12 protein-coding genes are annotated in these 12,556 nt (G+C 64.7%); 5 read left to right on the top strand and 7 right to left on the bottom strand.

Translation table 11 applies throughout. The features are described 5' to 3' along the window. Window positions 1-146 precede the first annotated feature (146 nt). Together NUH88_RS07420 and NUH88_RS07415 are read left to right on the top strand one after the other, a co-directional pair. On the top strand, window positions 147-1,262 hold the full coding sequence (locus NUH88_RS07420; RefSeq protein WP_257771054.1) for a bifunctional transcriptional activator/DNA repair enzyme AdaA: 1,116 nt from the start codon (window positions 147-149) through the stop codon (window positions 1,260-1,262). Next, a complete protein-coding gene (locus tag NUH88_RS07415; protein ID WP_257771053.1) occupies window positions 1,216-1,983 on the top strand; it encodes an isocitrate lyase/PEP mutase family protein in 768 nt (255 codons plus the stop codon). Before NUH88_RS07420 ends, NUH88_RS07415 begins: the two co-directional genes overlap by 47 nt. A 148-nt stretch (window positions 1,984-2,131) precedes the next feature. On the opposite strand, the gene NUH88_RS07410 is transcribed toward NUH88_RS07415, so the two are convergent. Together NUH88_RS07410 and NUH88_RS07405 are read right to left on the bottom strand one after the other, a co-directional pair. Further along, the gene (locus NUH88_RS07410; protein ID WP_257771052.1) at window positions 2,132-3,307 is read right to left on the bottom strand and encodes an amidohydrolase; all 1,176 of its coding nucleotides are present in this window, start codon (window positions 3,305-3,307) and stop codon (window positions 2,132-2,134) included. Between the two features lies 1 nt (window position 3,308). Next, entirely contained in the window at window positions 3,309-3,599 is a 291-nt protein-coding gene (locus NUH88_RS07405; RefSeq protein ID WP_257771051.1) for a cupin domain-containing protein, read from the bottom strand. Between the two features lie 217 nt (window positions 3,600-3,816). On the opposite strand from NUH88_RS07405, the gene NUH88_RS07400 reads away from it, so the two are divergent. Continuing rightward, window positions 3,817-5,442 (top strand): acyl-CoA synthetase, encoded by a 1,626-nt coding sequence (locus tag NUH88_RS07400; RefSeq protein ID WP_257771050.1) that lies wholly within the window; start codon window positions 3,817-3,819, stop codon window positions 5,440-5,442. A 22-nt stretch (window positions 5,443-5,464) separates the two neighbouring features. Here the strand turns inward: NUH88_RS07400 and NUH88_RS07395 are convergent, their stop codons facing one another. The 4 genes from NUH88_RS07395 to fabI form a co-directional block, all read right to left on the bottom strand. Then, window positions 5,465-5,947 (bottom strand): hypothetical protein, encoded by a 483-nt coding sequence (locus tag NUH88_RS07395; protein ID WP_257771049.1) that lies wholly within the window; start codon window positions 5,945-5,947, stop codon window positions 5,465-5,467. A 10-nt stretch (window positions 5,948-5,957) separates the two neighbouring features. Continuing rightward, the gene (gene sppA, locus NUH88_RS07390; protein ID WP_257771048.1) at window positions 5,958-7,724 is read right to left on the bottom strand and encodes a signal peptide peptidase SppA; all 1,767 of its coding nucleotides are present in this window, start codon (window positions 7,722-7,724) and stop codon (window positions 5,958-5,960) included. Window positions 7,725-7,837: 113 nt separating this feature from the next. After that, window positions 7,838-8,923: a chorismate synthase gene (gene aroC / locus NUH88_RS07385; RefSeq protein WP_257771047.1), complete on the bottom strand. Its 1,086-nt coding sequence runs from the start codon at window positions 8,921-8,923 to the stop codon at window positions 7,838-7,840. Window positions 8,924-8,941: 18 nt separating this feature from the next. Next, window positions 8,942-9,754: an enoyl-ACP reductase FabI gene (fabI, locus tag NUH88_RS07380; protein ID WP_257771046.1), complete on the bottom strand. Its 813-nt coding sequence runs from the start codon at window positions 9,752-9,754 to the stop codon at window positions 8,942-8,944. 171 nt (window positions 9,755-9,925) lie between these two features. Here fabI and NUH88_RS07375 point away from each other — a divergent pair, with 171 nt between their 5' ends. Both NUH88_RS07375 and NUH88_RS07370 read left to right on the top strand, forming a co-directional pair. Continuing rightward, entirely contained in the window at window positions 9,926-11,263 is a 1,338-nt protein-coding gene (locus NUH88_RS07375) for a YihY family inner membrane protein (RefSeq protein ID WP_257771045.1), read from the top strand. Between the two features lie 18 nt (window positions 11,264-11,281). Then, a complete protein-coding gene (locus NUH88_RS07370; RefSeq protein WP_257771043.1) occupies window positions 11,282-11,551 on the top strand; it encodes a hypothetical protein in 270 nt (89 codons plus the stop codon). Here NUH88_RS07370 and NUH88_RS07365 read toward each other — a convergent pair. Then, window positions 11,548-12,495: a DnaJ C-terminal domain-containing protein gene (locus NUH88_RS07365; RefSeq protein WP_257771042.1), complete on the bottom strand. Its 948-nt coding sequence runs from the start codon at window positions 12,493-12,495 to the stop codon at window positions 11,548-11,550. The genes NUH88_RS07370 and NUH88_RS07365 overlap by 4 nt on opposite strands. Window positions 12,496-12,556: the final 61 nt, after the last annotated feature.

Here is a 12,556-nt window from a genome sequence, read left to right as displayed (position 1 = left end):
TAAATGGGGACCCAGGGATGACGGGCACTGCCCTATGCTCTCTGGGTCCCCGCTTTCGCGGGAATGACGACCGTTGGGAGGGGGTAAAACACATAAACGCCCGAAAATCGGCGTACGGGTTTCGGGCGATCTGGTAGGCGTTGGTCATGCTGTACGACACATACGACCACGACACGCTTTATGCCGCCCTCGAGCGCCGGGACCCGGCCTTCGAGGGGCGGGCCTATGTCGCCGTCACCTCGACCGGGATTTTTTGCCGGCTGACCTGCCCGGCGCGGAACCCGAAATCGGAAAATTGCCGCTTCTTCGAGACGGTCGGCGAATGCATCGAGGCCGGTTTCCGGCCCTGCAAGCGCTGCCGCCCGCTGGCGAAAGCCGCCGAGGGCGATCCGGGGGTGACGAAACTGATGGCAGCCTTCGAGGCGGAACCTGAGCGGCGCTGGACCGAGGCGGACATCGTCGCCCTCGGGCTCGACCCGTCCACGGTGCGGCGCGGCTTCAAGCGCCAGTTCGGCATGACCTTCCTCGAGATGGCGCGGCTCAGCCGCCTGCGCGACGGCTTCGTCACCCTTTCCGGCGGCGGGCGGGTGATCGACGCGCAACTCGATGCCGGCTTCGACTCTCCGAGCGGCTTCCGCGCCGCCTTCGCCCGCCTGCTCGGCCAGTCGCCGCGGAGTTTTACCGGCGGCGAGCTGTTGAAAGCGGACTGGATCGACAGTCCGATCGGCGCGCTTGTCGCGGTCAGCGATCGGACCCATCTGCACCTGCTCGAATTCGTCGACCGCAAGGCGCTGCCAAGAGAGCTGAAGAAACTTCGGGAGGCGGCCCCCGGCGGGATCGGAATCGGACGGCTGCCGCCGACCGAGCAGATCGCGGCGGAACTTGCGGGTTTCTTCGCCGGAGAGGGCGCGCGTTTCGAGACGCCGCTCGCCTATCACGGCTCGCCCTTCACCCGGGAAGTCTGGCTCGAATTGCAGCGCATCCCGGCGGGCGAGACGCGGAGCTATGGCGATCTCGCGAAGGCCATCGGGCGACCGAGCGCGACCCGCGCCGTTGCCCGCGCCAACGGGGCGAACCAGATCGCGATCGCCATTCCCTGCCACCGGGTGATCGGCGCGGACGGCTCGCTCACCGGCTATGGCGGCGGACTCTGGCGCAAGCGCAAGCTGATCGATCTCGAACAAAGCTATGCAACCAAGGGAAAAGAGAAACGCCATGTCCCAGGAAACCAAGGCCCGGACCTTCTCGGAGCTGCATCGTAAGGGCGATCCCGTCATCCTTTTCAATATCTGGGATGCAGGCAGCGCCAAAGCGGTCGCGGACTCAGGCGCGAAGGCACTGGCGACGGGAAGCTGGTCCGTCGCCGGCGCACAGGGCTACGGTGACGGCGAGGCGCTTCCGCTCGATCTGCTGGAGGTGATCGTGAAGCGGATCGCGGCAACGACAGAATTGCCGCTCAGCGTCGATTTCGAAGGCGCTTATGCGACCGGCCCCACAGGTGTGGGCAAGAACATCGCGCGGATGATCGCCGCCGGCGCCGTCGGGGTGAACTTCGAGGACCAGAAAATCGGCGGAAGCGGACTTTATCCGGTCGCCGAGCAGGCGGCGCGGATCAGTTCCGCGCGGTCCGCCGCCGAGGACGCGGGTCTGCCGTTTTTCATCAATGCCCGCACGGACCTCTTTCTCAAGGATCGGGAGCCGGAGAATCACCCGGCCCTGATGGCGGAAGCGATCGCGCGGGCGCGGGCCTATGCCGAGGCGGGCGCGAGCGGCATTTTCATGCCGGGCCTGAAGACGCCGGATCTGATCCGCCAGGCCGTCGAGGCCGTCGAGCTGCCGCTCAACATCCTGATGATGCCGGGTGTGCCCGAGCCGAAGGAACTGGCTTCCCTCGGCGTTTCGCGCATCAGCTATGGTCCCGGCCCCTGGCGCGAGATGATGGCCTGGGTGACCGAGCGCGCGGGCGAGGTCTACGGCGCCTGACGCTTTTTGTGTCGTCAGCGAGACTTTCTCCAACTTCGTCATTCCCGCGAACGCGGGGACCCAGGGAACGTAAAGCACCGCCCGTCTTCCCTGGGTCCCCATTTGCATGGGGATGACGAACTTGGGAGTAATCGATCGAAAGTCCGCCCTACCCGAGATAGCTCCGGATCGCGTGCATGAAGACGCCGGAGCCGATGCCGATCAACTCGTCCGGGAAGACATAGTCCGGGTTATGGACATGCGGGCGGCCCGCGCCTGCGCCGAGGAAGAACATCGCGCCTTTCGAGCCTTGCCCGAAACGCCCGAAATCCTCCGAGCCCCTGAACGGGAGTTCGCCCGCATCGTGGGTGACGCCGCGTGCGTCCAGTGCCTCTTCAAGCAGGTGGACCGCGTCCGGATGGTTCTCCGAGGCATCGAAGATGTCATCGTAGGAAATCTCGAACCCCAGGCCCGCGCCCTTCGCGGCCCGCTCCACCAGTTCCTCGGCCGCGGCGATCAAAGCCGCCATCTCGCCGTCCGACTTCGTGCGCAGCGTCGCCATCAGCCGGCCTGCGCCGGGGGCGACGCCGTAGGCGGGCTCGCCCATAGAGGCATGGGTCACCGTCACCATGGAGAAGCGCTCGCCCTTGACGTTGCCGCCGCCGAGCGCCGTCAGCGCCGGCATCAGGGCGGAGAGGGCGGCCATCGGCGAGATGCCCGTCTCCGGCTGGGAGGCATGGGCGGTCTTGCCGGTGAGGCACACCTCCATGCCGCGCGAGGCGCAGCAGACGATGCCGGGAGCGAGCGTCGCGTGGCCGATCGGGGCGCCCGGCATGTTATGCAGCGAGATCGCCATGTCCGGGCGGATCTCCCCGTAGCGCGGATCGGCGATCACCGCCGCCGAACCTGCCCCGGTCTCCTCCGCCGGCTGGAACATCAGGACGACGCGGCCCTTTGCCGGCCTCTGCCGCTCCAGGCCGTAGGCGAGTGCCGCGACGGTCGCTGTATGCCCGTCATGGCCGCAGAGATGGGCCTTGCCGGGCACCTCGGAGATGTAGTCGAGGCCGGAGAGTTCCTGGATCGGCAGGGCGTCGAGTTCGGAGCGCACGAGCAGGGTCGGACCGGGCTCGGTTCCCTCGAAAATCGCGGCGACGCCGTGCCCGCCGAGGCCGGTCAGGATCCTGTCCGGGCCGCGTGCCCCGACGAACTCGACGACGCGCGCCGCGGTCTGCTCCTCCTCGCCCGAAAGCTCCGGATGGCGATGGAGATCGTGGCGGAAGGCAACGAGGGCTTCTTCCTCGTCAGGCGTCAGGAAATGATCGTAGTTCCGGGTATCGGGCGTCATCTCACTTATATTCGATCTCGATGAAGGACATCGGCGCATCGCCTCCGTTGATAACATTGTGCTCCACCCCGGCATCCCGGCGATAGGCGGCGCCGGCCGGCGTCGTGACCGTTCGCGATCCTTCCGGCTCTTCCAGCAGCAGGGTGAGGTCGGTCATCGGGACGACGACATAGTCCATGCCGTGGACATGATGACCCGTTTCGGCGCCCGGCGCGAAGTCCCAGCGAGTGATACGAACCTTCTCGTCGTCGAGAAGCTGAGTCGGAGTGGCGGCGGGTCGCTTTGCGGTCATGGCGATTATCCGGTTCGGGTGTGTAACGGACCGAAGAGCGGTCGGGCATCGGCCCGGCTCAGGTCACGGCGGGGGAGAGCCCGAGCATGCCGCCCCGGCGGCCCTGCCGCAATCGTTCAATTCCCCGCGCGGACGCATTGCAGCCGTGCCGCCGGGGCGCTAGCCTCCTCGGAACGCAGCCGCTCCGTCGGCAAAAAAAATCGAGAGGAAGCAGGGAATGAGCGGAAATCCGTTCGAGGAGAATCTGGACCGGAACGCGGCGAATTACGTGCCCATGTCGCCGATTTCCTTCCTGGCCCGGACAGCCGCGGTGTTCCCGACACGCGCATCCGTGATCGATGGTGCCCGCCGCTTCACCTGGGCGGAAACGCGGGAGCGCTGCCACCGCTTCGCATCCGCACTCTCTAAACGCGGGATCGGCAAGGGAAATACCGTCGCCGTGATGGCACCGAACATCACCGCCGCCTTCGAGGCCAGCCTCGCCGTACCGATGACAGGCGGCGTTCTGAATGCAATGAATATCCGCCTCGATGCCCCGACCATCGGCTTCATCCTGGATCATGGCCAGGCGGACGTCCTCATTACCGACACCGAATTCGCCCCCGTGATCCGAGAGGCGCTGAAAGAGGTGAAGCGCGAGATCCTCGTCATCGACATCGCAGATCCGGCCGCTCCCGGAGGAGATCGTCTAGGCGAGATGGAGTACGAGGATTTCCTTGCGACCGGCGATCCGGACTTCCAGGCGATCCCGCCGCAGGACGAGTGGGATGCGATTGCGCTCAATTACACCTCCGGGACCACGGGCAACCCGAAGGGCGTGGTCTATCACCATCGTGGCGCCTACCTGAACGCGCTCGGAAACGCGCTGGTCTGGGGCATGGCGCATCATCCGATCTATCTCTGGACCCTGCCGATGTTCCATTGCAACGGCTGGTGCTTCCCCTGGACGATCACCATGCTTGCCGGAACCCATGTGTGCCTCCGCCGGGTGGTGGCGAAGGACATCAACGACGCCATCGCGGATCATGGTGTGACCCATCTCTGCGGCGCGCCGATCGTCATGTCGATGCTGCTGAACGCGCCCGAGGGCGAGAAGCGGAGCTGGGAGCATCAGGTCGAGATGATGACCGCCGCCTCCGCGCCGCCCGCCTCGGTGATCGAGGGCATGGAGGCGATGGGCATCAAGGTGACCCATGTCTATGGCCTGACCGAGGTCTACGGCCCCGCCGTGGTCTGCGAATGGCACGAGGAGTGGAACGGCCTGCCGATCGAGGAGCAGGCGCGGCTCAAGTCGCGCCAGGGCGTGCGCTATCCGGTCCAGGAAGGCCTGATGGTGGCGGATGCGGAGAGCCTCGAGCCGGTGCCGCAGGACGGCGAGACGATGGGCGAGGTCTTCATGCGCGGCAATATCGTGATGAAGGGCTACCTGAAGAACCCGAAGGCGACCGACGACGCCTTCCGCGGCGGCTGGTTCCATACCGGAGACCTCGGTGTGTGGCACGAGGACGGTTATGTCGAGCTGAAGGACCGTTCGAAGGACATCATCATTTCGGGCGGTGAGAACATCTCGACCATCGAAGTCGAGGGTGTGCTTTACCGGCACCCGGCGGTGCTGGACGCGGCGGTGGTCGCACGGCCGGACGAGAAATGGGGCGAGACGCCCTGCGCCTTCGTTACCCTTAAAAACGGTGCCTCGGTCACGGAAGCCGACTTGATCGCCTTCTGCCGCGAGAATCTCGCCCACTACAAGGCGCCGAAGACGATCGTTTTCGGCGAGCTGCCAAAGACCTCGACGGGCAAGATCCAGAAATTCGTTCTGCGCGATCAGGCGAAGGCGCTCTAGGCGCCGCTTCGGCCTGAAGGGACTAGAGCACGGACTCGATATAGACGCCCTTCAGACTGTCCTTGAACCGGGTCGAGACCTGCTTCTGCACATCGGATTTGAAGAGCAGCAGATCGCTCGCCGATGGACGGCCCTTTTCGAATAGCCGCAGGCAAAGCGGATAGACGATGCCGAGGAGCTGGGTCTTGGCATTCTCGAGCTGGGTCTTCTTGGCCGTATCCACGGCCTGAAGAGCAACCTTGACCCGATGCTCGGTCAGCTTGCCGTCGACATAGAGCGAGACGGTGAAGGGGCCGAGCGGAAGCACGTCGGGACCGACAACATGGCGATAATTGATGTCCCGGTTGAATTCCTTGTCTTTCTTGCGCTGGGCCTTGTCTTTTTGCGCACGTTCGGCCTCGGCCTTCGCGTTGGCCTTGTCGCCCGCGCTCTGTGCGTGCAGGTCGGACGCATGACCTGCGGCCATGAGCAGGCTGAGAGCAAGGATCGGCAAGAGACGGGACATCGGAAACTCCTCAGCGGACCGTTACCGGGGGCGCTTCCGCCCTGACGTGGTCTCCGCCGGTATCGCCCAGCATGGACATTAGGACGTCACTATAACGCAAGATCGTTAAGAGAGCCTCAAGACGGCTTGCCGTTTCGCTCACCCCGCTCTCCTCGATGGTGCGCAGCACGTCGGACAGGCTGTCGCGTTCGGTTGGATAGGCCACCAGCTCGGTCCGGACGTCCGGGGCTATGCCGGCGGCGTCGCGGGCGAGCCCTTCGGCCTCGGCATAGCCGCCGAGCACGTCCACCAGGCCGATGCGCTTGGCATCCTGACCGCTCCAGACGCGGCCCCGCGCCGCCGCGTCGATCTCCGCCGGGCCGAGGCGCCGGGCTTTGGCGACCTTGCCGGTGAAATCCTCGTAGATGGCGTCCAGAACCTCGTCGAGGCGCGCGCTTTCGCTGTCGCTGAAGGGACGGGTCGGACTGAACATCCCGGCATTCTGGCCGGCGCTGACGCCGTCCGTGCGAACCCCGTACTCGTTCAGCAGTCCCGAGAAGTCGAGCTTTCCGGAAACCACGCCGATCGAGCCCGTGATGGTGGTCGGATGGGCGACGACATGGTCCGCGTCGAGTGCGACGAAGTATCCGCCGGACGCGGCGGTTCCGCTCATCGAGACAATCACCGGTAATCCGCCGGCGCGTGCCTTGGAGAGTGCGTGCAGGATCGTGTCGGAGGCGGTGTAGCTGCCGCCGGGGCTGTTTACCCTGAGGATGATCGCCTTGACCGCCTCGTCCTTGGCTGCATCTTCGATCGTGTCGGTGACGGTGCGCGCGGCGGCCTGCCGATTGCGGGAGAACGGCGCGGAGCGGCCACGGACGATCGGGCCCTCGACCGCGATCACCGCAATTCTTGCAGCCTCCTCGTCCTCGTAGAGATCGAGATCGTCGCGCAGGTAGCGGGAGGCCGAGACGATAGAGCCGACAGCGGCCTTGGTACGGGCCCCGTCCAGGGCGTCGTCCCGGTAGCGCGCAACGTCGATCAGGCCGTTGCTTCTGGCCTCGTCCGCCGTCAGCGGCGCGCTGTCGATCAGGGCATTGACGGAGGAGGGGGAAAGCCGCCGGGCGGTGGCGATATCCGCCGCAATCCCGGCATAGAGCGAGTCGACCAGGCGGCGGTAGTTTTCCCGTACCGGATAAGGCATCGAGCTGTCCGTGAGCGGGGACATGGCGCCTTTGTACTCGTGCCGGGCGCGAAAATCCGCGTTGATCCCGAGGTCCCGGAGCGTCTGGCCGAAATAGGGCGTCGTCAGTTCGATCCCGCGAATGTCCAGCAGGCCGGACGGTTGCAGGCTGATCGTGTCGGCGCCGGTCGCGAGATGATAGAGCGCGATCCCGCCATTACCCTCGATGCTGTCCGCATAGGCATGAACGAAGCGGCCGCTTGCCCGGAAACGCGAGAGCGCGGCGCGCAGTTCCTGCGCTGCCGCCGGACTGACGCGCGCCTCCGAGAGATCGAGGAACAGGCCCTGCACCCGCTCGTCCTCGCCCGCGGTCCGCAGCAGGTTCACGATATCGAGCAGCGACGGTGCTGCACTGCCGAAATAGGCCGCGAAGGGGATTGTTTCGCCGGTCTCGCTCATGTCGGACTTCAGCGAGAGTGTCAGCGTGAACCGGTCCGGCAAGGGTTCTTCCTGCCATTGCTGCGCGGCGAACCGCAGGCCGACGACCCCGCCGACGATCAGCGCGATGAACAGAATCCCGAACGTGATCAGGACGCCTTTCAGAAATTTCATCATGGCGGCCAAGTTCCCCACTTGCTTCCCCTGAATTATATGGGGAGCGATCTAAAGGAAAACGATGGCAGCTCTGTGGCGCCGTCGTTCAGAAATGCCGGGTCAGCTCCCGCGGCTCATGATCCGCACTGGGCCGCATGGCGCATCAGGTGGTCCGCCAGCACGCAGGCCATCATCGCTTCGCCGACCGGAACCGCGCGGATGCCGACGCAGGGATCGTGCCGCCCCTTGGTCACGACATCGACCTCGTTGCCGTCCTTGTCGACGGAACGGCGCGGCGTCAGGATCGAGCTGGTCGGCTTTACGGCGAAGCGCACCACGACCGGCTGACCGGAGGAAATCCCGCCGAGCACGCCGCCCGCGTGGTTGGAAAGGAAGACCGGCCGGTCGCCCTCCATCCGCATCTCGTCCGCCGCCTCGTGGCCGGGGATTTCCGCCGCCGCGAAGCCGTCGCCGATCTCGACTCCCTTGACCGCGTTGATGGTCATCATCGCGGCCGCGAGATCGCTGTCGAGCTTGCCGTAGACCGGCTCGCCGAGTCCCGCCGGCACGCCTTCCGCGACGATCTCCACGACCGCGCCAGCCGAGGAGCCGGATTTGCGCACGTCGTCGAGGAAGCCGGTCCAGGTCTCGGCGGCGTCCTTGTCGGGGCTCCAGAACGGGTTCCGTTCGACCTCGTCCCAGTCCCAGTTATCGCGGTTCACCTTGTGCGGGCCGACCTGCACAAGGGCACCGCGGATATGGAAGGCGTTGCCGAGCCGGGCGGCGAGGACCTTGCGTGCGACCGCACCGGCGGCGACCCGCATCGCGGTCTCGCGCGCGGAGGAGCGGCCGCCGCCGCGATAGTCGCGGATGCCATACTTCGCCTCGTAGGTGTAATCCGCATGGCCCGGCCGGAACCGGCTCATGATGTCGCCGTAATCCTTCGAGCGCTGGTCGGTATTCTCGATGACGAGACCGATCGGCGTGCCGGTGGTCTGGCCTTCGAAGACGCCGGACAGGATCTTCACCCGGTCCGGCTCCTGGCGCTGTGTGGTAAAGCGGGACTGTCCGGGCTTGCGCCGGTCGAGAAAGAACTGGATGTCCGGCTCGCTGATCGGCAGGCGCGGCGGCACGCCATCGACGACGCAGCCGATGGCGGGGCCGTGACTTTCGCCCCAGGTGGTGAAGCGAAAGGCTTCACCGAAGGAATTGCTGGCCATTTAAGTCCGCTTTCCGGCTCAGACCGTGGAAATGTCGGGCGCGTCGACCGCTTTCATGCCGACGATGTTGTAGCCGCAATCGACATGGTGGACTTCGCCGGAAACTCCGCTCGAAAGGTCGCTCAGCAGGTACATGCCGGCGCCGCCGACATCTTCCAGCGTCACGTTACGCCGGAGCGGCGAGTTGTACTGGTTCCATTTCAGGATGTAGCGGAAATCGCCGATACCGGAGGCGGCGAGCGTCTTCATCGGGCCGGCCGAGAGGCCGTTGACGCGGATATTGTCGCTTCCGAGATCGGCGGCGAGATAGCGGATGCTCGCTTCCAGCGCGGCCTTGGCGACGCCCATGACATTATAGTGCGGCATGACCCGCTCGGCGCCGTAGTAGCTCAGGGTCAGGAGCGAGCCGCCGTCGGTCATCAGGTCGGCCGCCTCGCGCGCGATCCGGGTGAAGGAGTAGCAGGAAATATCCAGCGTCTTCAGGAAGTTGTCGCGAGTCGTATTGACGTATTTGCCTTTCAGCTCTTCCTTGTCCGAATAGGCGATGGCATGGACCAGGAAGTCCAGCCTGCCCCACTTTTCCCGGATCGTCTGGAAGGTACGGGCAACGTCGGCATCGTCCGTCACGTCGCAGGGCAGCACCATGTCGGAACCGACTTCGGCCGCCAGCGGGGCAACCCGCTTCTGCAGCGCTTCGCCCTGGAAGGTGAAGGCGAGATCCGCACCCTGCGCCGCGACCGCTTTGGCGATCCCCCAAGCGATGGAGCGGTCGTTCGCGACCCCCATGACAAGCCCCTTTTTGCCGCTCATGATCGGGCTTGGATGACTCATTCGATGCCTCTCGACGCAGGTTGCCAGGAATGTGTTAACGCGTGATTCGCGCGATCCTACACTAAAGCCGGCGTTCGGCAAACCGGCACCGGAGGGGGCGAAAGCGCTTGAATCTGGGGCTTTCGGCATCCCGCGACACCGCCGAATCGCTTTCATGCTAATCTTCCGGCCATGAGTAGCCAGAGCAACCGTCTCGAACGCTGGAAAACCCTCGCCGCCGCGGCTGTGGTGCGCGATGTCGCGGAGTATATCGGTTTCGCGCTGCTGCGCTTCTATCGCGGCGGCGGCATGCAGTCGGCGGCGGCGCTGACCTATACCACACTGCTCGCTCTGGTGCCTTTGCTTGCGATCGCGTTCGCCATTTTCAGCGCCTTCCCGGCCTTCGAGACGGCGCGGATGGCGATCGAGGAACTGATTTTCGAGAATCTCGTTCCGGAACTCGCCGGCCCGGTGCGCACCCATCTCGACAGTTTCATGCGCAACGCTTCGGACCTGGGGGCGGCCGGAACCATCGGCCTCGCGATTTCCGCCATCCTGCTGCTCGCGACAATCGAATCGACCTTCAACCAGATCTGGCGCGTGGAACGGCAGCGTCCTTTTCTGATTCGGGTTCTGACCTTCTGGGCCGTCCTGACCCTCGGCCCTATCCTGGCGGGGCTGACGATCTCCTCCACCAGCGATGCCTTTGCCACATTGCGGCAAACCTGGACCGAAGCGGGACTCGATGCGGGTTCGCTCGATCTCGGCGGCGGCGCCCGGGACCACGTGATCGCCATCGTGCTCCAGAGCATCAGTTTCATGCTGCTGTTCATGGTGGTGCCGAACCGTTCCGTCAGCTGGCGGAACGCGCTGATCGGCGGGGTATTGTCCGGCGCAGCCTTTGAAGGGCTGAAACAGGGCTTCGGCTGGTATCTCTCGGCCTTCCCGACCTATCAGAACATCTATGGCGCGATGGCGGCGATCCCGATCTTCCTGATCTGGGTCTATGCCTCTTGGACGGTGATCCTGCTCGGCGCGGTCTTCGCCGCCTCCTTCCCGGACTGGTGGCGTTCGCGCAATCTGGAGACCCAGCAGGAACTCGGAAGCGCGCGGGTCCTCTCGGTCGCACTGTCGATTCTCGGTGTGCTCTGGCGCGCGGCCCGGGAAAGCGGACCGGTGCGCGAAATAGTGCTGGAAGATGTCGCGCCGGCAGAGGCCATCTCGCAGGTGCTGGACCGGCTCCAGGGCGCCGGCTTCGTCGCCAGAACGGAGGACGACCGGCTCCTGGTTGCGCGCGATCCCTCGAGCGCGAGCGTCTATGAACTCTATCTCGGCCTCGGCTGCGCGTCCGAGTTGCCCCGGATCGACGGTGAGGTGGACACTTCCGATCCCCATGTCCACTTGTTGCGTCGTCTGGCGGACGCGGAACAGGATGCCCTATCGCAGAGAATTTCCGAAGTTCTGGAGACGTTGAAATCCAGCGGCGAAATTAGCATGCGATCATCCGATATCCGAGCGGTCGGTGAATAGCGGGACCGGAAGATTCAAGTGGAAATCGAAACCGGCGCCATCGGTGGTTTGATTGCTTTAGGGGGCCTGATCGTTCTCAAAGTCGTGTTGCCACATTACGTGGCATGGCGCCGCAACAAGCCTCGGTTTCTGCTTATTGAAGCAGTACTGATCGGGATCGCATTCCAATGGCTACCGATAGGTTGTCTCATCTACGAGAACCAGGTCGGTTCTTGGGTATTAGAGGCCATCATCGCCGTACACGTCGGTTTGGCAATCCTCCGATACCGAAACGCGGGGGAAGCCTAGCTGAACCGCATTTTGTGGCGCGGATTGTAGCCTTTCTCGTCTGACCATTTCTGCATCAGCTTAATCAGCTCGGGATCCTCGCCTTCCGGCAGCACGATCTTCAGCGTGACGAGCTGGTCGCCCGCCGCCTTTCCGCCCACCGCCGGCATGCCCTTGCCTTTCAGGCGCAAGGTGGCACCGGTGTTGGATTTCGGCGGGATCTTCAGCGAGACGTTGCCATGGACCGTCGGAACGGTAATCGTGCCACCGAGGACCGCCTCGTACAGCGTCACCGGGATATCGACCCGGATATTCTGGCCGTCGCGCTGGAAATAGTCGTGCGGTTCGACTGTGATTTCGACGAAGGCATCGCCGGCGGGCCCGTTGTTGGAGCCCTTGCGGCCCTGGCCCTTCAGGCGCAGGGTCTTGCCGGTCTCGGTCGCTGGCGGGATCTTCAGGTCGAGCGTCTTGCCGTCCGAGAGCGTGACGCGTTTGGTCGCGCCTGCCGCCGCTTCGACGAAACCGACTTTCAGCTTGTAATTGACGTCCGGGCCGACCGTGTAGGCGCCGCCGCCGCGTCCGGAACCGCCGCCGCCCTGATCGTGCTTGCGCAGGATGTCGTCGAACATGTCGGCATCGTCATCGTCGAAGATGTCGGAGAAGCCGAAGCCGCTGCCCTGCTTCTTGCGGGCCGAGGTCCAGGCCTTCCAGAAACCGCTCGCGCTCTTCGCCGACGGACCCGCGCCGGCAGCGCCGGCCATGCCGCCGCGATCATACTTGGCGCGCTTCTTCTCGTCCGAGAGGAGATCATAGGCCGCTGTCACGTCCTTGAATTCCTGCTCGACCTTCTTGTCGCCGGGATTGAGGTCCGGGTGCAGCTTTTTCGCGAGAGTCCGGTACGCCTTCTTGATCTCGTCCTGCGAGGCGTCGGACTTCACGCCCAGTATCTTGTATGGATCGCTCATGGCTCGGGATTATATGGAAAAAACAATCGGACCGGCGGCAAATTTCCGTCCGGTCCGATCA

The sequence above is a fragment of the Nisaea acidiphila genome (genome assembly GCF_024662015.1).
GTDB classification, from domain to species: domain Bacteria; phylum Pseudomonadota; class Alphaproteobacteria; order Thalassobaculales; family Thalassobaculaceae; genus Nisaea; species Nisaea acidiphila.
Note: the sequence above shows the minus strand (reverse complement) of the source record. Positions and strands in the feature narration are given on the sequence as shown.